Source organism: Hymenobacter mucosus (assembly GCF_900188255.1).
GTDB lineage: Bacteria > Bacteroidota > Bacteroidia > Cytophagales > Hymenobacteraceae > Hymenobacter > Hymenobacter mucosus.
On record NZ_FZNS01000011.1, the window covers coordinates 12,333 to 33,884 of the forward strand.

The window sequence follows — 21,552 nt, forward strand, 5'->3', positions numbered from 1 at the left end:
CAAACTCACACAAAGACCTCAGACAGCTAGTACAGCTATCCGAGAGCGGTGGGATATGGGAGAGGTAGGACGGCCGCCACCATACGAATTGGACCGCGTAGCATCAACTAGCAGACCCAAAGTGGCGTGCTACTACATACTAGTGGGATAGATGAGTAGCAAGTAAAATTTACGTAATCAGGCAGTTAGATGGGAGGATGCCTGCGGGATAGGTAAGCGGAGCGAGAACTAGGTCGGCTTCTGGGTTTAACGTGCGGCAACTCATGTTACGGGAGTTACGATACCATGGCGCTTGTCTCTGTTGTCAGCGGGTAATACGACTGTGTGGAACTGATGTTACAATTCGGTGTAAAAATATCCTTTAATTCAGTGTTTTGAAAGCCACGGTAGACGAAAGATAATATGATAAAATATATATATACTTTAGTTAACAAAATAATCAAATGCCAGTAATATAGTGATATGCAATAACTTGCCTGAACGCTATGAGAGCAGGTTCAGTAGATAAATGCGCTGTATTACCATATAAAATTATTTTCTTCCTATTTCGGGAATAGATGAATTTGAGGCCAAAACGCTCTAGTGAGGGCGTGAACCTAGCCTTGGAGCTGGCGGGTGAAAGCTCCTGCTGTACGCTCGGTGATGGCGCTCAACATATTCAACAAAGAGCTGTGCAGGTTAGCATCAGTGGGTGAGCGTAAGCTCTTTTCTAGCTGCTTAAGGCACTGAGTTGCTTCCTCCATCTGTAAGCTACCATACGTTGATTTCAGACTGTGCGTCAGCAGGGCCGCCGCCTTGGAATTGGCTTGGCTTAGTGCTTCCCGAAGCTGCTGCAACTGGGCCGGTACAGTATCCACAAACAACTGCTGCATCTTCCGAATAAACTCTGCGTCATGCGCTAAGCGACCGAGCTGTGAAAAGTTGTAAGCCGGGGCCGTGGTTGGGGTAGGAGCGGGAGTAGCGGAAGGCACCGTACGGCCAGAATGCGTAGCCACCAGCCGATACAAATCGGCCTCGTGGTAGGGCTTGGTAAGATAGGCAGTGAAGCCCTGCTGGGGGTAGCTCTCCACTTCTTCCCGCATTGCGTTGGCTGTGAGGGCTATGATGGGCGCGTGGCGGTTGGGGTTGGGCGTATTACGTAGGTAGGCCACCGCCTCAATGCCCGTGAGGCGCGGCATCTGGATGTCCATCAAAATCAGGTCGTAGGGCTTGGTGCTGGCTAACTCCAGGGCTTCCTCGCCGTCGTGGGCTACGTCTACCACTACATCCCAGGAGTGAAGCATAGAGGTTGCCAGCAGCTTGTTTACGGAGTTGTCTTCAGCTAGCAGCACGTGCAGGCCCGGCAGCAAGCCTGGGTCCAGCATTGGCACAGCCGATAGCAAGGAGGCCTCATCAGTAACGGGGTAGGTCAGCGTGAAGTGAAAGCAGCTCCCTTCGCCGGGCCGGCTTTCCAACCAAATGCGGCCGCCCTGTAACTCAAGCAGGCTTTTGCAGATAGACAAACCCAGCCCCGTACCTCCATAAACCCGAGAGGTACTGCTGGTAGCCTGGCGGAAGGCCCGGAAAATCTTCTCCGACTGCTCGAAGCTAATGCCAATGCCCGTGTCCGTCACGCTGAAGGTAAGCTGTACCAGGGGCTCATCTGGCTCTTGGTACGCCTCCACGGCAACTTCTACCTGCCCCGTATTGGTAAATTTAATAGCATTAGTCACCAGGTTCAGGAGTACTTGCCGCAGCCGGAAAGGGTCGCCGAGCACGGGCGGAATAGCCGAATCGGGAAAACGTGTACGCAGGGAGAGGCCTTTTTCCCGCGCCAGTACTTCCAGCGACCGAGCCGTGTCCCGTACGGTAGTAGTCACGTCGAAGGGTAATACTTCAAAGTCGATTTTCCCCAACTCAATCTTCGTAAAGTCGAGGATGTCGTTGATGACTGACAGCAAATTCTCGGCCGTGGAGATAATAATATCCAGCTGCTCTTGCTGAGGGTCAGGTAAATAGCCCTTACGCATAAGGCGCGACAAGCCCAGAATCCCATTCATAGGCGTCCGAATCTCATGACTCATGTTGGCAAGGAAGGCCTGCTGGTTTTTAGCTGCTTCTTCCGCTGCGGTGCAGGCTTGCTGCGCCCGCCGGACCTCAAGGGCTTGCATAGCCTGCTGGGCCAGAAGCTGCAGGAAGATCTGCTGAGGCCCCGTTAGGTGGCGTGGCCTGCTATCAAATACGCACAGGGCGCCAATGGCATGCCCATTGGGCGTCACGATAGGGTAGCCCGCGTAGAAGCGCACTTTGGGCCGCTGCTCTACCAGCGGGTTGTGCCGAAACAGAGGGTGAACCGTGGCATCTTCCACCATGAAAAGGCCATCCATCTGAATAGTTTGCCCACAGAAGGAAGCCGCCCGGTGCAGCTCCGGTAGGAGCACGCCCGTTTTAGCTTTGACCCACTGCCGGTTTTCGTCGATGAAGCTAAGGCAGGCTGATGGAACCCCGCACAGCTCGGCTGCTTGGCGTACTATATCGTCAAAGGCTGGCTCGGTATCGGAGTCCAGAATGCCATACGCCAGGAGTTCGGCTAAGCGTTCCTGCTCCCGTTCGTGGGACTTGTACGAGGGCAACCGGAAGGATGAAAACGTGGCCGGAGTGCGGGTGAGGGTGCTGGTTTCCATGGAAGACGCAGTTATTCGGTGGTCGCGTAAGTGCACAGTATGTACCTGGGCGCCTAATAGTGTCTGCGGGTGGGACTGCGGAAGGTGCGGAACAGGAATACTACGCTATAATCTTTTAATAGTCAAGTATTGTTATATATATAACTAATAGTTAATGAGGTACTTGGTTGTTCTGCCCTGTTGAGTTTAGGAGGTACAGCGTAGTACGGATGCCCGCGGCCTCAACAACCGTGCGCAAATTCTATTTGTGGTACGCTTGGCTAAAACTATTCTTAAAGTAATAACGGGTATAAGATAGCAACTATAATGTTTTAATTAATATTGGTTACTTTATATAATTATGGCGTATAGGATGCGTGCAATAGCTAATGTATTCAGCATTAGGAGTATAAAGAATAATATATTTTTTAGTAACCTACTTGGTAGTTGACTACAAACTGGGGCCTTGAAGCTGAAGTACAGCGCGGACACTACAGTTGCTGAAGAAAGGAATCTTGAGTAAAAATGCGCCGCCGGCAACGACAAAGGCCAAAGCCACGTCTCTACCGGGGCAACGTTACTTCTGATGTCATACAAGTACCCAACCCTACTGCCCTTGTTAGGGCTGTTCCCTTGGTCCGCTCTGGGCCAAAACCTCACCAACCCCAGCCCCGATACCACCCGCGCCGTGGCTCTACCCGAGGCCACCGTAACGGGCTACGGCCAGCAACTGCCGCTACGTCGGACGGCGGCGGCCGTGGGCGTTATCGACGCGAGTATCTTTGCGCGGTTTCCGCAGAATGCTCTTACGCAAGCAGTCAACACACTGCCTGGGGTGCGGCTAGAGGAGCGCGCCACGGCTAGCTACCGCCTCAGTGTGCGCGGTAGCACGCTACGCTCGCCTTTTGGTGTGCGCAACGTAAAAGTGTACTACCAAGGCATTCCTTTCACGGATGCAAGCGGTAGCACGGCCCTCAACTTGCTTGATCCTGCGCAGCTAGGTCGGCTAGAAGTGCTGAAGGGACCAGCGGCCAGTGTATACGGGGCCGGTACTGGTGGGGCAGTGCTGTTACAGAACTACCGTCCTGTTCCGGGGCAGGCCAGTGCCAGCGTGGCCTTCACCGCGGGAAGCTACGGATTGCGCCGCACCTCAGTAGTAGCCGATGTGGCAACGGCCACCGGCTACCTCCGGGCTCAGTACGCCCGTCAAACGCTCGACGGCTACCGCCAGCAGAGTGCCCTGCGCCGGGATGTGCTGGCCCTGGACGGAGAGTTTCAGCCTACCGCTAACCAAACGGTGGCGTTGCACGGCTTGTACTCCGATATAAATTACCAACTGCCTGGGGGCCTCACACGAGCCCAGTACGAAGCCAACCCGCGGCAGGCGCGCCCAGGTACGGCCACCAGCCCCGGTACTGTAGCACAGCGGGCGTACTACGCCTCTCGTACCCTGCTGTTGGGCGGCACGCACGAGGTGCGCTTTACCCCGCGCCTAAGCACGCACACTACCTTATATGGTACGGGTAGCGTGATTCGGACTCCGTATTTGGTGGACTTCGAGCGTAACACCCGTTTGGAAGGCGGCGGACGTACCGCTCTGCGCTACCGCACCAGCTTGGCCAGTCGCACCTTGCGCTTGCAGGCAGGGGCCGAGGCTCAAACGGGATTTACCAGTGGCCGCAGCTATCAGAATGTGGGCGGCAACCCGGGAGCATTGCGCTACGACGACGAAATTCGTGCTACCACGGGCTTTCTGTTTGCGCAAGCTGATTATGAGTTGCCAGCTGGCTTTCTGCTGACAGCGGGAGCTAGCTACAACCGGCTACGCTACCGCATTGCTCGCCTCTCCGACGCCAACAGGCGCCCTCAGGACTACGAACTGGCGCGTGATTTTCGGCCAGAAGTGTCGCCACGGGTAGCGCTGCTGAAAGAACTGACGCCGCAGGTGTCGGTGTACGGAAGCGTAAGCACAGGCTTCTCGCCGCCCACTACCGAAGAAATCCGGCCTTCGGATGGAAGCCTAAACCGCGACCTGCAAGCTGAGCGGGGCACTAACTACGAGGTGGGCGCACGCGGAACCTTGTGGCAAGAGCGTCTTCGCTTTGATATTGCCGCGTATAATTTCCGTCTTCGGCAAACCATTACTACCTATACTACCGACCAAGGAACTAGCCTATTCCGTAATGCTGGCGGCACGCGGCAGCGCGGCTTAGAGGCAGCCCTGAGCGGGTGGCTCTGGCGGCCCGAGGCAGTAACCCCGGTAAGCACTACCAACATCCCAGTAGTGGGCGCTGGCCTGCGGGCGTGGGCTAGCTACAGCTACAATCATTATCGGTTTGCTGACTACCAGAGTGGGGGCCAGGACTACAGCGGCAACCGGCTGACGGGCACGGCTCCGCATACTCTCACAGCGGGACTGGATTTCAGTGAGCACCTTGGCTTCTACTTAAATCCCACGGTGAACCATCAGGCACGCCTACCACTCAATGATGCCAATACCGAATACGCCGCCGGCTACTGGACCTTTGGAAGCCGGGCGGGCTGGCGCCGCACGTTCGGTAGTGGCCTGGTGGTTGATCTTTTCGGTGGGGTAGAAAATGTTCTTGACCGGCAATACAGCCTCGGCAACGACTTAAACGCCTTTGGTGGGCGGTATTTTCAGCCGGCGCCTGGGCGCAACTGGTATAGCGGAGCCCAAGTACGCTGGGCCTGGTAGAAAACTAGGCGTAAGGGTAGTAGGATGCCCTGCTACCCTTACGCCTAGTTGCACTACGTCAGAAGACTAATCCAATGCTGGGAGCAGTACTACGGGAACATGCCCGTGCAATACTACCTGCGACGTCACGCTACGGTTGAATAGCTGCCCCAGAAAGCTGCGTCGGCGCGCAATTAGCAGCAGCATATCGGCCTGGGTTTCGCTGACGCCCTGGAGAATACCCTGAGGAATTTGGCGGCACCGGACGCCGTGAGTATGCACTGAAGGTAATTCCCTAAGCAGGCCGCTATCCAGCACGGCTTGGTGGGCCTGGGGGCATTCATCGTTTTCCTCGGGCTCTACCACGTGCACAAGCGTCACGGTGGGCTTCAGAGTGTGAAGCAAGTCGCGGATGGGTTCTGTTTGCGGCTTCAGCGAAAAGCCATTGTTGTCGGCCGCAATGGTGATGCGGCGGGGCGGCACCGTCGCCGTCGAGTTGATGGGAATGATAAGCAGGGGCGTTCGGGTAGCCCGCAGAATGGTAAGCGACGTGCTGCTAACCAACTCATCGGGGGTTGTTTCGGTGTCGGGCTTGCCCAGCACAAGCAAGGCCGGCTGGTGGCGCTGGGCCGCATCGGCCACGGCTGCTGATACGCCATCTACCGTCGATTCTACCTGCACGGGTACGGCTAGGCCGCGGGTGCGCTCTTCCAGCGCGGCGGCTACCTCTCCTTCACTCAGGTGTTGGATATGACCAGTGAAAGCGTCGCGGTCTAGGAGTGACTCCCGGCGGATGTGCAGCAGAATTAAAGATGCACCTAAGGGGGCTGCCAAGGCGGCTGCGTAGTGGAGGGCCTGATCAGCTGCGGGGGTGAAGTCAGTCAGGATAAGTAAGGAAGTAGACATAAGCACAAGGGGTGGTGTAAGCGAAGTCTGCTGCCAGTATACGCGAATTTCCGCGTTGCGCTACGCATCTGCGTCCAAAAGCTGCATTCTCAAGCAACACACAGCCCTTGCTCAGTGGTAGCAATCGGGTACGCAGGCTCGTAGCAGGTGTGAGTACACTAGCATTCGTAGCCTTCAGCACATGCACACTTTCGCCTAGCGGAGAGCTAGCGCACAAAAAAGGCGCCCTGGTTTGCAGGGCGCCTTTTTGCAGAGCTAAAACCGCTTAGCGGTTATTGTCATCAATGGGGTTGTTGAAGCCAGGGCTCAGAAGCTCGTCCGTTTGGCTACTAGAGTCTGGGTCCGGGCCCGTGGTAGAGCTGTCGGTAGGAATGCCTACGGTTTCGTCTTCCAAGCGGGCAGAAGTATCTAGGGTACCTTCTTCGTCGCGCTGGTAGCCATAGAGCTCCTCGCGGTGCTTGCGTTGCTCCTCAGTTAAGTTAGCACCCGATTTGGGGTCGAGGGCAGCGGCGGGATCTTGCTGTTCGTTAGCCATAAGTAGTGGTCGTCAGGGGGAGGTGTGGGGCGAAAATTATTTGCCCGAGCCGGGAATGCCACGGCCATCATCAGGGCGTAGGGCGCTGAACTCATCGGGGTTATCGTTGTTGCCCACGTTCGAGTTGCGCTCGTCTTCCTGGGCTTTCTCCGTGTCGCCGGGGTTGGGGTCGCGGTGGCCGCTGCCGTAGCGGGGGTCGTCTTTGGCCCAGCCTTCGCGCTGGTCATCGTATTCGGCGCTGGATGCTTCGCGCACAGCAGCAGGATCCAGGTTTTGGGGCATGCTACCGCGCTGCTCAGGGAAGCTCACAGAGGGAGCAACGCTGCCGCCGTTGGTTACGCTAGCGCCTGACTGGTCGGTGGAGCCGGTTTGGTTAGTTACTTGCTGCGTACCGGCCGCGTGGCCGAAGTCGCCGTACCGGGGCGTGCCAGTGCCGGGGTTAGCCTGCGGGGCGTACGCATCACGGTTTTGCGTGTTGGGCGCGTTTTGGTCGTCAGATGTATTGCGGGGGTCCGAAGCAGGATTATGTTCAGTCATGGCTAGGAAAGATGAAGGTGGATGGTGGGATAGGGAGAAAAAAGCCAGCTTCTGGCCGGCCTCCCGCTTTCATACGTAAACGCCCTCGAAAAAGCTACCCCAGCTTTCTAAACTACGGTCGTGATACGGCTTATTTCTCCTTCAAACCATTTTGCGCTATGGCGGCTACCGTTCAACATCACCCCCAGGATCAGGAATTTACCATTCAGGAAAAAGGCTTTGGTGGCGAGTTGGCTTATAGCCAACCTACCGATGAGCTTATTGATTTTACCCACACTTTTGTGGATGAAGAGCTGCGTGGGCAAGGTATAGCCGAGAAGCTAGCCGAAGCAGGCCTGACGTATGCCCGCGAAAAAGGCTTGCAGGTGCGCACCAGCTGCGAGTTTATGGAGGGCTACGTGCAGCGGCACCCCGAGTATCAAGACCTCCTCGCTCCCGGCGCCTAAGCCCAACAAGCTGCCTCGCGGGGTACCACCTACCCGCGCACAAAGCGCCCCGGCTCTGCACAGAACCGGGGCGCTTTGTGTGTACTAGCAAGAAATTGCAAGTGCTTAGTGCTGCACTGCTACCCGGCTAGTGTAGCGAGTGCCATCTACGGTTACGCGCACCGAGTACAGCCCAGTGGCTACGTTCTGCACGGCTACCGTCGCCGGGTCGTTGGCGCCCAGCGTGCGGGTAGTGGTAAAGACTTCTTGGCCGAGCGCATTGTAGAGGCTGATGATGGCGGTGTGGCGGCCGCGCAGTTCGGGCAGGCGTATTTGCACGTTGCCGCTGGCTGGGTTAGGGTACACTTCGATACCCATGTTCAGGGGGGGCGTTTGGGTAGTGCTAGTGGCTACGCAGCCACTTGTGTGCCGGCCCACATTGGTGTACACATCGGCGCCCAGGGCTTGCCAATCGGCGGCAGCTAGGCTCCAGCGCTTCTGGCCGCCGCTTACGGTAGCTTTGCGCACCAGTGTGTTGTTGACGGTGGTACCTCCCGTTACGGTCCAGCCGCTGTTGGGCTGCTGCCCTACCACGCCAATCACATCCAGCGTGTCGGTACCGTCAAACAGGATAATGGCGTCGTCGCCGTTAAAGAAATTCACCGACGATTGCAGGTCGGTTTGAGCCTGAACGACTGTAGAGGTCACGCCCGTGTTGGCTACCACGTACACGTCGCCGGGGGCAATGGTGCCGGTGAGGGCTTGGGTAGAAGTAGGCGTAGTTGCGCCGTTGGGGTAAAGGCGAATTTCCAATCCATCGAGGCTGATGGGCGCCGGCGACGGGTTGTACAGTTCCAGCACCTTGGTGTTGCCCGTGGAGCCTTCGATGTACTCCGAGAAGAATACCGTAGTGCAGGGCGGGCCGGCGGGTGCCAGGTCGTCGTTGGTAATTGTTAGCACGTGGGAGGCCAGCGTACCTAGCACCGCGCCACCAGTAGTGGGAGTGCCCAGCACTAGGCGCACGGTTTCGTTGGGTTCAATCTGCGTGTCGCCTACTACCGTTAGGGTCACAGGGAAGGTCTGGGAGGCTTGGCCCGCTGCAAACGTGAGCGAGGTAGTCGTAAGGGTGTAATCGGTAGCAGTAGTAGCGGTGGTGCCCGTCGTGCTTACCGTTACTGGAATGGTAACCGCCGTGCTAGGGGCTAGGCCGCTAAGCGTTACGTTGACAGTATAGGTGCTGGTGCCCGTGTTTCCCTCGGCAATAGTGCCCGTAGCGGCCGCAAACTGAATGGTAGGAGCCGGGCCATCATCGTTGGTAATGGTCAGCGTGTGCGCGGGTGTGGCGCCAAGGGCCCCGCCCGCGCTTACGTTCTGTAGGCGCAAAACCACCGTTTCGTCGGCCTCCGGGGTAGCGTCGACCGTTACGGTTAGCGTGATGGTCTGGGAGGTTTGGCCCGCCGCAAACGTGAGCGTTTGGGGCGAAGTGAAGGTGAAGTCCGTAGCGGCGGTAGCCGTAGAGCTAGCGGCATCTAAAGCTACTTCTACAGTCAGGGGCGCGGTAGCAGCTTCCGATAGTGAGATAGTGGCCATGTACGTTGTGGTGCCCGTATTTCCTTCCGCTACACTAGCCGTAGCGGTTGCAAAGGAGAAGGCGGGTAGCGTTTGAAAGCCCCAGGCACGGCCTACTAGTTCGGGGTAGGCAATGTAGGGGTTGAAGTTGCCCTGGCTTTTGGCAGCGCGGCGGTTTCGTTCCCGTTCCCGCGCATCCACCGGGTCGGCCAGGTGCCACTGGTACAGCGTGTTCAAATCAGCCAGCGCCGTGATGGTGCCCTTCCCAGGATCAAACGTCTGATTCTGGTGCATGGTGTAAAAGTAAAACGCCGCCCGGGCCAGGTTGCCCTTGTGGTCTTCGCGGGGCTCAAACTGGGTGTTGGTGTCCTCGCTGTATTCGTTGATGTTGGCGGTAGGAATGGTGGTTTGGCTCTGGGTATTGCGCATCCAGAGCTGCGTTTGGGCATCTGGAATATCGGCGAAGGGGTCGGAGCCCCGGTTTGAGTTCCACGTTTCGTAGGTCGGAAACAGGTGGTGAATGTCGGAACGCATGCGCACTACCTCATTAAACCACGACTGGGGAATGGTATGCTCACAGTTGATGTCGTTCACCACGCTGGGGCTGGTGTTGGTGGAGTCCAGGGGTGTATTCTCGGTGTAGCCAGAATATACGCACACCACGCGGCCGTTCTGGTTGTCAACAAAGTTGTACATCCGGCCGCGGGCCTCGCTATAGCTCAGTTCCACGCGCTTGTTATCATACCAGTTCTCGCGCAGCCAATCTTTCAGCTGCTGGCCCTGCAAGCTAGTTGGTGGGGCAGCGGGCATTGTTTGTGCGGTAGTAGCTACGTTATGTAGCCCCAGCGCCGCAGCTAACATCCAAGAGAAGAAGTTTTTCATGCAAATAGGTTGGAAGGCAGAAAAAGTTGAAATGTAAAGTTGGGAAATGTTTCGGGCTTACTAGGCAACGCACATTCCGCCGTACCAGCCCTGAGCTGCACTCCAGCCTATGCTTACGGCACCAAACACCAAAAAGGTCAGCCCCCGCAGGAACTGACCTTTTTGATAATCAAGTCTTAACAAAAGCTGCCGCGTGGCAGCAGGAAGCTTATTTGGCTGGCATCAGCACCGTGTCGATAACGTGGGTTACGCCGTTGCTCGATACTACGTCGGCAATGGATACGTTTGCCATGCCGCCTTTCGCGTCGTGTAGCATCACTGAGTTGCCCTTGCGGTGTACCATCAGGGTTTCGCCTTCCACGGTGGTCAGGGTCTGGCCGTCTTTGAGGTCAGCAGCCATGAGGCGGCCGGGTACTACGTGGTAGGTAAGCACGGTGGTCAGCTTCTGCTTGTTCTCGGGCATTACCAGCATGTCTACAGTGCCGGCGGGCAGCTTGTTGAAGGCCGCGTTGGTAGGCGCAAATACCGTGAAGGGACCCGCACTTTTCATGGTTTCTACCAGGCCAGCGGCTTTCACAGCGGCTACCAGCGTGGTGTGGTCCGAAGAGTTTACGGCGTTGTCGACGATATCTTTATCGGGCGTCATCATTGCGCCACCTACCATCACGCCCGACATCGACATGTCTTTCATGTCGGAACCTTTGCGGGGCTTGGTGGTAGCTTTCAGCTTGGCGCCATCCTTTGATTCGCCTTTCACTTTCACCTTGCCGTCTTTGGCCACCTTGGTTTTGGTGGTCACGCCGTTTTCGGTGGTTTTGGTTTTTTCGTCGTCTGATTTCGACTTCATTGTGCCCTGCGCCAGAGCAGAGGAAGCAGAGCCGGCCGATAATAAGAACGAGAGGGCAAGAGTGGAGAGCAAGTACTTTTTCATGATGTGGAGAGAGATGGGGTGGAGCCAACCCGTTTGTGGGTCGGCGAGCTATGTACGCACAAGCTCGTCATTAGGATTTACCAACCCCAAGACAGCGAAAGTACGGCAGCACATCCTGCGCGGTTTCTTACCCCCCGATGGGCGCTGACGCACTCTGCCAAGCGGCTACACGCTACCCCGGTAGCCGCACCACAAACTCACTGTATTCGCCCTCAGTACTTTCCACGGTGAGGGTGCCTCCGTGGCCCTTGGTTACAATATCGTAGCTTAGGGAAAGGCCCAGGCCCGTACCCTCACCCGGTGGTTTGGTTGTGAAGAATGGGTGGAAGATTCGCTCCCGCATGGCAGCCGGAATGCCCGTGCCGTTGTCGTGCACGCGGAGCTGCACTTCTCCGTCGGTGCGGCGCGTGCTCACGGCAATGGCCGGGTGGTAGGTGCCCGCCGGTGCCAGCTCAGCCTTCTGCCGCACCGCGTAGAGGGAGTTGGTGAACAGGTTGAGCAGCACCCGGCCCATATCCTCGGGTACTACCTCCACCAAGCTCACATTCGGGTCGAAGTCGGTAGCCAAGATGGCATTGAAGTTTTTGTGCGTAGCGCGCAGCCCGTGGTAAGCCAGGCGCAGGTACTCGTCGGCCAGGGCATTGAGGTCGGTGGGCTGGCGGCCGCCGGTGCTGGTGCGGGAGTGGTGCAGCATGGACCGCACAATGCCCCCGGCGCGGTCGGCGTGCTGGCGTACTTTGGCTTGGCTCTGGGCGAGGTCGTCGAGAAGCTGTTGTACTACTACCTGCCCGCCAGGAGAAAGGGTTTCCGTGGTCAGAGCCTCGCGTAGCTCCTGCACCATCTCCTGACCTACTTCCGAAAAGTTGGCCACGAAATTAAGCGGGTTCTGAATTTCATGGGCAATGCCGGCGGTAAGCGCCCCCAGGCTCGCCATTTTCTCTTGTTGTACCAGCTGGGCCTGGGTAGTGCGCAAGTGGTGCAGGGATTGAGCCAGAGAGTCGTTTTGACGCGTGAGCAAGGTTTCCTGCTGCAAGTTTTCGCTGCGGAAATAGTAGACCACCAGAAACAGCGTCAGGAAGCACAGCGCCACGTTGATGTTGTAGAAGTAGATGCTACCCGGCGCGTAAAGCGAAAACGTCACCACCGTCATGGCATAGCGCACGGCAAAGTAGGCGGCTACGTTCACCAAAAACAGAAAGGCCAGCTTCCAGAACGTACGGAAGAACAGCATGCCCACAATGCTGTTGGTAATCAGGAAGTACTCTACACCGTTGTAGCGCCTAACCACGGCCGTTAGCGCGCAAATTACTGTTACGCTCAAGACGTTGTAGTAGGCGGCCGCATCGTAGCGGTGGTAGTACGCCAGCAGCAAGGGCGGCAGGTGCAGCACAAACCCCGCCAGGCAAATGCGAAATGTAAGCCAGTCGGGTGATTGTATGTACACTAGCACGTAGCCGCCGTAAATGCCAAGCGTAATCCAGCAGATGCCATTCAGCAGATGAATGCGCTTAAGCTGCCACACGGTAAGCCCCGGTTGCGCCCCCAAGTTGATAGCCCACCACCACCAGGTAGCTACTCCACGGCGCAGCCGGGCCAGCAGAGGCCAAGGGCGCGATGGGTGGAGCGGAGTCAGGCGGGGCATAAGCAGGGCAGATGTACGTAGTACCCACACGCCTTATCCGGCGGTGAGTACCTACGCAGGGAGCATCCCCAAACCATGGCTGGAGGTATGGGGAAAGGCTAATATGTTAATAATAATTCATATTTTATACTAGTATAGTTATAATTATGGTGTTCTAAAAACGCTTAAAAGCCGTAGGTTCCTCAGTTCGTGCGGAAGCTAGTATGGAAGAATAGGCTTGTCTTAGTACTCGTGTAGAAAATGCTGGCCTAGGCCGGGTGCGGGTGAGTAAGGGACTTCATTTTTTCGTTTTGCTGGCGCAGGCGCTGACAAAGCACGCGCAGAATGTTGTGCAGCACCTCATCACACTCTTCCATTACATCATAGAAATCCTCCTGATCTAGCCGAAATGCCACCACGGGGCCTTGGGCTATGGCCGTTGCCGAGCGGGGCTCGGCATCTAGCAAGGCCAGCTCACCAAAGAAGTCGCCCTCGCGAAATACAGCCAGCTGGTGCTCCCCGTTGAAGATGCGCACTTCCCCTTCATATATAATAAAAAGGGACGTACCCAGGTCTCCCTTGGCAAACACCTGCTGCCCTTGCATGAAAGTCACTTCCTGCATGATGGGGGTAATGCTACTTAGTACGTTCTCGGGCGTTTGGGCAAAGAGGGAGGTATGCTTGAGCAGCAGGATACGCTCTACGGCTGGCACGCGAGGAGCGGGCGGCTCGGGGCCGCCGCCGGCCGCCGGCAGCGGGTGCAAGCTAAGCCAGTGTGCATACACGGCTGGGTAGCGGGCCGGTAGTAGGGCCAACACATCCTCGGCGCTTTCCCGCACTAGCTGGTTGGGGGCCTGCAAATACGCGTGCAAAAGGGCTACGGTGGCGGGCGAGGGCTGCCACTGGCGCAGGGCTACGCTGATGGTCCAGGGGGCAAAGACCTCGTCGCCGCGCGCCAGAATGGTAGCCACAATGGATTCGGGTGGCAAGGGGCCTAGCAGCTGGTCAAAGGTTTGCACCTTCTTGGAAAGCCGGCCTACATCTACCAGCGCCTGTAATCCCTGGTACAAGGGGCGGGGAATGAGGTTGTCGAGAATTTCGAGGGCGTTGGCCTGGCGTTCTTGGCCAGCGCGGGCAATGCTGCGCTGGGCATCGAGGATGGGCTGCCGGTCGTAGAGCTGTAGTAGCAACCCAAACAGGCGCTGCTGCACCTTGGTTAGCTCGTATTTCAGGCAAGAGCGCAACTCTACGTTGGCCCCAAGCATGCCATGGAGTAGCTGCTGGGCCAGGCGCATTTCCTTTTGCATGAGGTGCTGAAAGAGGGGCGCTTCGGTAGCTACAGCCTCAAAGCGACTGAGGGCATGCAGAGCAGCTGCCCGCCGGGTAAGGTTGGCGTGCTGAGCCAAGCCCACCAATACGCGGCGGCTGGCCGGAATGCCCAAGCGGGCGCATACCACGGCTAGTCGCCGCAGCAAGGGGTAGTCGGTGTAGTGCTGCAGGGCGGTTTCCAAAACGGGCAGCACGGCGCCTCCCATGTCTACTAGTGTATCGGCGGCCAGCTTGCGCACGGCCTTCTCATCCAGCAGAGCAATAAATAGGTTGACGACTTCGCGGGTGGGCGTCTCGGCAGCGGCGCGGCTGGCGGCTTTTAGCAAGCGAGGCTCCAAGCTGTGCACGCAAGCGCGCAGCAGGGCCACTTGTCCGGCAGGGGCTAGGTAGGCTAGCAGCCCCAACGCTGCTAGGCGCTGCTCTAGCTCGGCGGAGGCTGCCAGCTCCTGCAAGCTGGCGTGGGCCGCCGCGTGAGCGGCATTGGCTGTTAAGCAGGCCCGAATGGCGGCTTGGCGCACTGCCAGATCTGGGTGTTGCAGGGCCGTGTTAGAGTCGAGTGGCTGGTCCACAAGAACGGCCTCGGCGTCAGGCAGGCCCATTCCAGCCGCTGATTCATCTACTTCTTCCCGAACCTCCAGGGCCTCGGCGGTAGTAAGAATGGGGGCGGGGCCCGCAAACCGGTGGCTGAGCACGGTTTTCAGCTCGGCAAGGTAGTAGCGGTGCACGCGGCCCAGCAACAGCACAACCCCCAGGAGTAGCATGCCCATCCAACCGAAAAGTACTCCCTGGTGCAGGGTAGGGAAGTGGTAAAGGACCGCTAGCAGCAAGCCCGTGAGGCCCATGCCCACGGGTTCGTACACTCCTTTCACTAGGGTATGACCTCGCAGGCGCGCGACCGGGGCCAGGGGCTGAAACAGCACCAAAAATACCGGCTCAAACACCGCTCGGCGCAGCACTTCCAGCCCCAGGTATAAAGCACAAAAATAGACTAGGCGCCCCGCCGGCCCCACATCTAGCAGGGGTAGCGCCCCAAACAAGGCCACGCCGGCCAGGGCCGTGAGGGGTAGTAGCAGGAGGGTGCGCGGTAGGCCCAGCCGGTCGAGCCCCTGGCGCGTGAGTAGGAGCTTGCCTAGCAGAGCGGCCAAGTAAGTAAGAGCTAGCACTCCCCCCACGTATTGCAGAACGGTGTTCTGATCCTGCAATTTCTGCTTTACGTGCACCAGAAAGGAGAATTCTACGCCCGTTGCCACCGCCGTAATTGCTAGCCCGCTCAACCCCATGCACGCCACCAAGGGCATGCTGCCGAGTACCCCACGAAATACAGGGGCTGACTCCGGGGCCGCAGGGCGTACGGGCGCCGGCCGCACTTCCACCACGTGCGATTGAAACACGAGGCGCTGGGTACCCAGCGCCGCCACGTACGCCCCAAAAGCAACGAGGAGTAGAAATAGCAGGTCTAGTTGAGCGTGCACAAAGATAGCCAGCACCGCTCCCAAGGCCTTAGCGGGCATATCACCCGAACTGATAACGCTGAACAGCCGTCGGCCCTGGCGTACGTTGAACACTACCGCCGATAAGCCCCAGAACTCCAGGTTTGTGAACAGATAAATGACTCGGTAGCCCGCCATGAGTACTACCGCCGCCGTTACGGAATGGCCGAGTAGTAGCAAAGTGCCCAACAGCCCCGTAAAGCACACAACTACGCCCAACGTGCGGGTAGCCAAGGTGCGCAGGGGCCACCGGTGCTCGGCATAGGTATAAAGCTGGCCTACCCCCAGCATGGCTAAGGCCCCCATTCCATAGCCCAGAGGAAGACTACGCGCCGGGTTATGTTCCAGCAGAATAACGTTGGCTACCACGTACACAAGGATGGTACCGATGCCGAGCAGAAAGTTGTGCAGGAAAAACAACCACACCGTTTTCACCTCACGCGAGCGGACGCCCAGAAAGTGCTGCCAAGTTTCCATGATAGGTACCGTTGAATAAAGCCAGGAATGCACCCACCGTAGTGGACAGGGCCGTTGCCCTGGGAGGGTCTAGTGCAGGGGGCGCTTTTTCACCAAGCCGCCGCGCGTGTCGCTCACGCACTGCATCACAATGAAGGCGTGGGGGTCAATTTTGCGAATCTCGTCGGTGAGGTGAATAACCTCTAGCCGCGTTACTACCGTGAAAATGGCCTCTATCCGTAGGTGCTGGTGCCCATGCGAGCCAAACCCTCGGGTGCACTCGTACACCGTAGCGCCGCGGCGCATCTTATCGGTGATGAGCTGGCGAATGGCTTCGCTGTGCGTTGAAATAATAGTGAGCCCCGTGTATTCCTCAATGCCCGCAATAACAAAGTCGACGGTTTTGGCCGCCGATAAATACGCCAGAATGGAGTACAGGGCCGTCTCTACCGACAAAAGCCAGGCCGCTACCCCAAAGATGACGATGTTGATAATCAGAATGATGTCGCCAATAGAGCCGGGTAGCTTCTTGCTGATATAGACCGCCAAGATTTCGGTGCCGTCGAGCACGCCGCCACCGCGCATAGCTAAGCCTACCCCAGCCCCCAGGAAAAAACCGCCAAATACTGCAATGAGTAGCTTGTCCTGGGTAAGGGAGGGAAACGAAACCACGAGTAGCACCCCCGCCAAGGTAAGAATAGTGAGTAGGGTCTTGAGCGCGAATGCCCTGCCAATCTGGAAGTACCCTAGAATGATGAAGGGGATATTAATAAGTACAATCAGCACCGAAAGCGAAACACCCGTTACCTGACTTACAAGTAGGGAAATGCCCGTTACGCCACCATCAATAAAGCCATTGGGTAGTAAAAAGGCCTTGAGCCCCAGCGCGGCGCAAAAGACGCCTACTAGCAGCATGGCTCCATGCACAAGCACGTGCCTGAACCACTGGAAGGATAGCCGGTAGAACAGTCCGTAGTCGCCGGGGTGAGGTAAGGGCACGCCTACGGCCGGGTTAGCCGCCTGCCGTGCTACCCGTCGGGTGCGGAAACGCTCAGGAATGAGTTGCTCTATCATAAGCCAACTACCGGTAAGAATACGGGTGACTGCCTAGGCCAGCAATCCTACGTTCATCATCCACACGCACGGCCGGCAGGGATACTATCTGCCAGCAACCAAGTCCTCACGCCGTATCGAGGGCGCTGTAAGCAAAACCGCAACAAGAAGTGCAGCATTACGCAGAAAGTGCGGGGCACTGTTCCTGTACTTTCTGTTCGCTCCCAGTAAAAATAAGGAATTAACTAGATTTTATATAATAATAAATAGAATAAATTGTGGCGTATCCCACAAACTTCTTGTTCTTTTTGCAGAGCATCTTCTCCCATGCTGGAGCGAACTAGCGCGGCAAACGCAGGATAAACTCCGTGTAGCCCGCTTCTTGCGTATTGATAGCAAGCAGACCTCTGTGTCCTTTCGTGATGATATCGTAGCTCAACGATAGGCCCAGGCCAGTGCCTTCGCCGGCGGGCTTGGTAGTGAAGAATGGCTGGAATATTTTCTGCTCGATGCCCGCTGGTATCCCCGTGCCATTATCGCGCACTTTTAACACGGCCCAGGTTCCTTCCACCATAGTACAAACGGCTACTTGGGGCTCGTACCCTAGGTTCGGCTCTGCCAGTTGGCGTTGCTGCACGGCGTAGAACGCATTAGTAAATAAGTTGAGCAGCACCCGGCCTACTTCCTGCGGCACGAGTTCTATGAGGCCCAATCCTACGTCAAACTGCGTGATGAGGGTAGCCGTGAAAGCTTTGTTTTTAGCGCGCGCACTCTGGTAGGCCAGTTGCAAATACTCTTCAGCCAAGGCGTTTAAATTGGCGGGCACCCGCTCGCCGGTGCTGGTGCGGCTGTGCTCTAACATACCCCGCACAATGGCGGCGGCGCGCTGCCCGTGCTGCGTAATGCGCAGTAGGTTCTGTTTCAAGTCGTCCACGAGTTCCAGCTCTACCGCCGAGCGGTTTGCTGGGAGTTGCTGTTCGGTTTCCAACTCGTGCAGTAGCTCAGTGGATACCTCTGCAAAGTTGTTCACAAAGTTCAGAGGGTTCTGAATCTCGTGCGCAATGCCTGCCGTGAGTTCGCCTAGGCTAGCCATTTTCTCCCGTTGCACCAGCTGCGTTTGGGTAGTGCGCAACTCCTGTAAAGCCTGTTCCAGGCTGTTGCGCTGCGCTACTACTTCTGCCGTGCGCTGCGCCACCTGCTGCTCCAAGAGTTCATTCTGCTGGGCTAGGAGTAGCTGCTTCTCGCGCTCCTGCTGCATGCGTCGGTGGTGTTCCCGCACCAGAATTGCTACAATGCCCAGAGCCAGCACCAACAGGATAGGACCCACAAAGAGCAGCGGTAGTAAATCGGCGGGCATGGGGGCTGCTGGGTTTCTTGGGCGAAGGAGCGAGCAGCATTGGCTATGAATGGACGGGCGCTTCCAGTGCCATAGAGCAATGCCCGTTGCTTACGCGTGGTATCAGGCGGCCGTGTTTTACTTTCAGCTGCGACAACCGCCGCCCAAGCAGACGGTAGGAGCGAGGTGCCCAGCTGCTGTAGTGTAGCCAGGTGGGCAAGGCACGCAGAGGAGAGGCGTTGAGTTGAAAAAAACAGAACAACCACGCAAATAAAGCCATTTGCACGGCCATCAAAAAGGTGTCGGGGCTGCTGAAAAGCGTGTCCAAGCGCTTGCCAGTTGCCATATCGTAGCCTGCATGGTAGATGATATTGACCGCCACGTAGCTCACCACCGAGCACGAGCAATACACAATAACACCCACGCTGAGAAAAAACGAAGGCTGGCTTTCCAGGGCCCGGTCGGTAGCATTTTGGGTTAGCGTGACAATGTGCAGGATAGCCAGCAAAATCAGTAGCGCGCACCCAAACGTCTGGGAGTAGGTGTTCACGTCCGTAAACAAGCCGTTCAGGGCACTAGCATCCAGCACAGCGACCCCCAGAAAGAGTGCTACTGCCACCTGAACAGGCCTTTGCCAACGCTTCGGCAACAACTGGCCGTATGTATAGGCCAGCAGCACCACCAATAGCACCGTGGCCAAATGGAAAAGATAGATGTCATTGCGAAACACCGTCCGGCTCACAATAGCCAACGCATACAAGAACACTTTGGCGCCCACGTAGTAATACACTGGCCGGAAGACAGACGGAATATGTTCTCTCCGCACCCAGGCGCAAGCAAAAGGAAGGATAGGCGCTGCTTCCAAAGCGCGGTTGAGCATGTGCAGTCCGGCGCAGGAGTCCATGAGCAAGGGCCGTAATGGCAAATGATTGGTGAGACGCCTTAAGAAGAATAGGGGCTGCGCGGATTGGAGTCACAATTGTTCGGGCACCTGCTGTCCGTACTACCAATTGCATAGTCTGCCAACTGGAAGCGTTTGGCGCGGTATACCTGATCGAAGTTCCTGCTGTCTACCCCAACAACTACCAGGTTTACTTCTTCTTCTTTGGGGATACCCGCTTTCTTGTCGAGCCCGAAATAGACTCGGAAGCCTACTACCTCTCCATTCTGGCAAATGGCATCAGTAATGGCTTTATCGATGAAAAAACCACGTGGGTACCATTTTGCAGTTTTATCGTTAGCCTCCACCTGCTTATCACGGAACTCCCTGAAAGATCGAACCCACTCGATGGGCTCTTTTTTCTCTTGCGGGGTTCTGTAGATTCTGCCTTGTTGATCCTTGGGTAGCTTTGGGTTATGGCCATGTGCAGAAAAGCGTTGACGCATAAGCAGCCAGCTAGCCGCAAAGCCTGTTAGAATACCCGCTGCAAATACTGGGAGGCGTGTTTCCATAATCAGGAACGCAAGTGAATATTGATTATCAGGCCCATAGCCTTACGCACGTAACGGCATCTCTCTTCACACCCTTTCTAGCGCACTCGTTAATATTACTCAAAATTATCAGTATAGTAAAATGAATTATTAGAAAAATTATCTAACGAATTTGCAACAATAGGTTTCTCGCAGTGCTAGAAAGTGAAAAAGCCCTTACCAGCTGGTAAAGGCTTTTCAGCATTTTGCAGTAATACACTAGTTGCCTAATAGGCTATGCAACCTTGTGCAAGGGCCGTATAGCACGAGCAACTGGCACCTGTCTGTGTAGGTAAGTGAACATGCGCTTTTTCGAATGCCGTGTCAAGCCATAGATCCACCAAGCTACTGCTACTACTAGCCACCCACTGTAGGTAATGGCTTTTGTAACTGCTTGGAATAGATAGGCTCGCGGAGCAGGGGTAGCATTTACTTCTCCTATCTGGTAGGTCTTAAACAGGGAACGGATTCTACTAGCTTCCATTCGGTGCGCATACGCGTGCTGCAGTAGAGATGTATCAGCTACTAATGCACTGATGGAAGGTCTCCCAACTTGGTTTAAAAGCAAGAAATCTGGCTCGAAGTCCGTATCAAAGTAATGCCATGCGTCATTATAATACACTTCTAAGGCGTAGTGTCCACCTTGTTTCGGCTCATAAAATCCTACTTTACGCACTCTATATGCTCGCTGCCGAAGGGCCGCCATAAACACGATAGACTGTTGACTACAACCGGCATTAGGGTATTGAAGAATATCGTTTGGGATGACAATAGCATGCCAATCTGTATGTAAGTAGTTGGCAATCAAACCTGCGAGCCGGTTGTGAGCATCCCCGAAGTAAGAAAACCCATGATAAAACCGCTGGCGTAATAGCCAACTAAGTAAGCTAGGGTAAGGTACAGCAGGGTGTCGGCGTTGCATACTATCCGCGCAAACTAGCAACTGGTCTACTGATGTGATGTACCTTAACTGCGGGCTATATGCCTCATGTACAGCACTAGCAGCGGGCTGATAAGCCACTTGCAGTGGTGAGGGCTGTTTAGTAATAGATAACTCTCCATTCAGCAACCAAATACTGCCTAGCAGCATGAGGAGAAACAGGGCATGTACAGCATACACATAGAACAGCTTTCTATAAGCACTCCGTAGTGAAGGAATAAGTAGCATCCTTGATTTATCAAAATTAAACAGCACGAATCAGCAGGTAACACGCTAAACGTATAGATGTTACCATTAGTATTAAAAAAAATGTGTAGAAATAATTCTATTGTTCAGCTTGCCGCATATTTCAGCATCCCTATCAAAATCTTTACCATACTTGTTCTGCACAAATTCAAGCACCCCACTAGTTGGTGGTCGCCAGAGGCTGTTTTCGTGCTGGAGAAGCCTACAATATCTTTATCAAAATAGGGTATTGCCTTTGGGAGAAGGTGTTGCAGCTTACCTCTAACTGGTCAGAGCTGCACATTTAAGCGAAAGGAAGTAGAAGACTATATAGATGCTTAAGGAGGTAAAGCCACCGCGCTATAATCATAATCTTGTGCGCAGGGTTGTATACTAGTTGTATCGCAGCAAAATCAGCGTGCTTTATGTGAGTGCAGACGTAGCACCCGGCACACTTAGGAGCGGAGCAAACATCTTACCGCATACCAACTTGCTAATTAGTCTTAGTAA

Annotated in this window: 15 protein-coding genes; 2 read left to right on the plus strand and 13 right to left on the minus strand. The window is 55.9% G+C overall.

The window, feature by feature from the left end:
- Window positions 1-596 precede the first annotated feature (596 nt).
- Window positions 597-2,663, minus strand: coding sequence for a GAF domain-containing hybrid sensor histidine kinase/response regulator (locus CHB83_RS19375; RefSeq protein WP_089333855.1), 2,067 nt, complete (start codon window positions 2,661-2,663; stop codon window positions 597-599).
- Window positions 2,664-3,228: 565 nt separating this feature from the next.
- Here CHB83_RS19375 and CHB83_RS19380 point away from each other — a divergent pair.
- A complete protein-coding gene (locus tag CHB83_RS19380) occupies window positions 3,229-5,358 on the plus strand; it encodes a TonB-dependent receptor family protein (protein ID WP_089333856.1) in 2,130 nt (709 codons plus the stop codon).
- Between the two features lie 66 nt (window positions 5,359-5,424).
- On the opposite strand, the gene CHB83_RS19385 is transcribed toward CHB83_RS19380, so the two are convergent.
- The 3 genes from CHB83_RS19385 to CHB83_RS23620 all read right to left on the minus strand — a co-directional run bounded on the left by CHB83_RS19385 (window position 5,425) and on the right by CHB83_RS23620 (window position 7,315).
- The gene (locus CHB83_RS19385) at window positions 5,425-6,243 is read right to left on the minus strand and encodes a universal stress protein (RefSeq protein ID WP_089333857.1); all 819 of its coding nucleotides are present in this window, start codon (window positions 6,241-6,243) and stop codon (window positions 5,425-5,427) included.
- Between the two features lie 265 nt (window positions 6,244-6,508).
- Window positions 6,509-6,778, minus strand: coding sequence for a hypothetical protein (locus CHB83_RS19390; RefSeq protein WP_045687760.1), 270 nt, complete (start codon window positions 6,776-6,778; stop codon window positions 6,509-6,511).
- Window positions 6,779-6,814: 36 nt separating this feature from the next.
- Window positions 6,815-7,315: a hypothetical protein gene (locus tag CHB83_RS23620; protein ID WP_143437210.1), complete on the minus strand. Its 501-nt coding sequence runs from the start codon at window positions 7,313-7,315 to the stop codon at window positions 6,815-6,817.
- A 158-nt stretch (window positions 7,316-7,473) separates the two neighbouring features.
- Here CHB83_RS23620 and CHB83_RS23895 point away from each other — a divergent pair, with 158 nt between their 5' ends.
- Entirely contained in the window at window positions 7,474-7,761 is a 288-nt protein-coding gene (locus CHB83_RS23895) for a GNAT family N-acetyltransferase (RefSeq protein WP_045687758.1), read from the plus strand.
- Window positions 7,762-7,866: 105 nt separating this feature from the next.
- Here the strand turns inward: CHB83_RS23895 and CHB83_RS19405 are convergent, their stop codons facing one another.
- From CHB83_RS19405 to CHB83_RS19445, 9 genes are all read right to left on the minus strand, one after another.
- A complete protein-coding gene (locus CHB83_RS19405; RefSeq protein WP_089333859.1) occupies window positions 7,867-10,191 on the minus strand; it encodes an endonuclease in 2,325 nt (774 codons plus the stop codon).
- Window positions 10,192-10,399: 208 nt separating this feature from the next.
- Window positions 10,400-10,882 carry a fasciclin domain-containing protein gene (locus tag CHB83_RS19410; protein WP_245855389.1) on the minus strand — a complete coding sequence of 161 codons (483 nt, stop codon included), beginning with the start codon at window positions 10,880-10,882 and terminating at the stop codon, window positions 10,400-10,402.
- A 412-nt stretch (window positions 10,883-11,294) separates the two neighbouring features.
- Entirely contained in the window at window positions 11,295-12,764 is a 1,470-nt protein-coding gene (locus CHB83_RS19415; protein WP_089333861.1) for a sensor histidine kinase, read from the minus strand.
- A 248-nt stretch (window positions 12,765-13,012) separates the two neighbouring features.
- Window positions 13,013-16,039: a cyclic nucleotide-binding domain-containing protein gene (locus CHB83_RS19420; RefSeq protein ID WP_089333862.1), complete on the minus strand. Its 3,027-nt coding sequence runs from the start codon at window positions 16,037-16,039 to the stop codon at window positions 13,013-13,015.
- A 69-nt stretch (window positions 16,040-16,108) separates the two neighbouring features.
- A complete protein-coding gene (locus tag CHB83_RS19425) occupies window positions 16,109-17,092 on the minus strand; it encodes a YitT family protein (RefSeq protein WP_082455341.1) in 984 nt (327 codons plus the stop codon).
- Between the two features lie 319 nt (window positions 17,093-17,411).
- Window positions 17,412-18,428 carry a sensor histidine kinase gene (locus CHB83_RS19430; protein ID WP_089333863.1) on the minus strand — a complete coding sequence of 339 codons (1,017 nt, stop codon included), beginning with the start codon at window positions 18,426-18,428 and terminating at the stop codon, window positions 17,412-17,414.
- A 43-nt stretch (window positions 18,429-18,471) separates the two neighbouring features.
- Window positions 18,472-19,311, minus strand: coding sequence for a hypothetical protein (locus tag CHB83_RS19435; RefSeq protein ID WP_089333864.1), 840 nt, complete (start codon window positions 19,309-19,311; stop codon window positions 18,472-18,474).
- Between the two features lie 38 nt (window positions 19,312-19,349).
- A complete protein-coding gene (locus CHB83_RS19440) occupies window positions 19,350-19,859 on the minus strand; it encodes a hypothetical protein (RefSeq protein WP_089333865.1) in 510 nt (169 codons plus the stop codon).
- 253 nt (window positions 19,860-20,112) lie between these two features.
- Window positions 20,113-21,072: a hypothetical protein gene (locus CHB83_RS19445; RefSeq protein WP_143437211.1), complete on the minus strand. Its 960-nt coding sequence runs from the start codon at window positions 21,070-21,072 to the stop codon at window positions 20,113-20,115.
- Between the last annotated feature and the right edge of the window lie 480 nt (window positions 21,073-21,552).

Bases quoted from the DNA above. Each gene is read 5' to 3' on its own strand.
- CHB83_RS19375 (WP_089333855.1), bottom strand. From the start codon at position 2,663: ATGGAAACCAGCACCCTCACCCGCACTCCGGCCACGTTTTCATCCTTC.
- CHB83_RS19380 (WP_089333856.1), top strand. From the start codon at position 3,229: ATGTCATACAAGTACCCAACCCTACTGCCCTTGTTAGGGCTGTTCCCT.
- CHB83_RS19385 (WP_089333857.1), bottom strand. From the start codon at position 6,243: ATGTCTACTTCCTTACTTATCCTGACTGACTTCACCCCCGCAGCTGAT.
- CHB83_RS19390 (WP_045687760.1), bottom strand. From the start codon at position 6,778: ATGGCTAACGAACAGCAAGATCCCGCCGCTGCCCTCGACCCCAAATCG.
- CHB83_RS23620 (WP_143437210.1), bottom strand. From the start codon at position 7,315: ATGACTGAACATAATCCTGCTTCGGACCCCCGCAATACATCTGACGAC.
- CHB83_RS23895 (WP_045687758.1), top strand. From the start codon at position 7,474: ATGGCGGCTACCGTTCAACATCACCCCCAGGATCAGGAATTTACCATT.
- CHB83_RS19405 (WP_089333859.1), bottom strand. From the start codon at position 10,191: ATGAAAAACTTCTTCTCTTGGATGTTAGCTGCGGCGCTGGGGCTACAT.
- CHB83_RS19410 (WP_245855389.1), bottom strand. From the start codon at position 10,882: ATGAAAGACATGTCGATGTCGGGCGTGATGGTAGGTGGCGCAATGATG.
- CHB83_RS19415 (WP_089333861.1), bottom strand. From the start codon at position 12,764: ATGCCCCGCCTGACTCCGCTCCACCCATCGCGCCCTTGGCCTCTGCTG.
- CHB83_RS19420 (WP_089333862.1), bottom strand. From the start codon at position 16,039: ATGGAAACTTGGCAGCACTTTCTGGGCGTCCGCTCGCGTGAGGTGAAA.
- CHB83_RS19425 (WP_082455341.1), bottom strand. From the start codon at position 17,092: ATGATAGAGCAACTCATTCCTGAGCGTTTCCGCACCCGACGGGTAGCA.
- CHB83_RS19430 (WP_089333863.1), bottom strand. From the start codon at position 18,428: ATGCCCGCCGATTTACTACCGCTGCTCTTTGTGGGTCCTATCCTGTTG.
- CHB83_RS19435 (WP_089333864.1), bottom strand. From the start codon at position 19,311: ATGGACTCCTGCGCCGGACTGCACATGCTCAACCGCGCTTTGGAAGCA.
- CHB83_RS19440 (WP_089333865.1), bottom strand. From the start codon at position 19,859: ATGGAAACACGCCTCCCAGTATTTGCAGCGGGTATTCTAACAGGCTTT.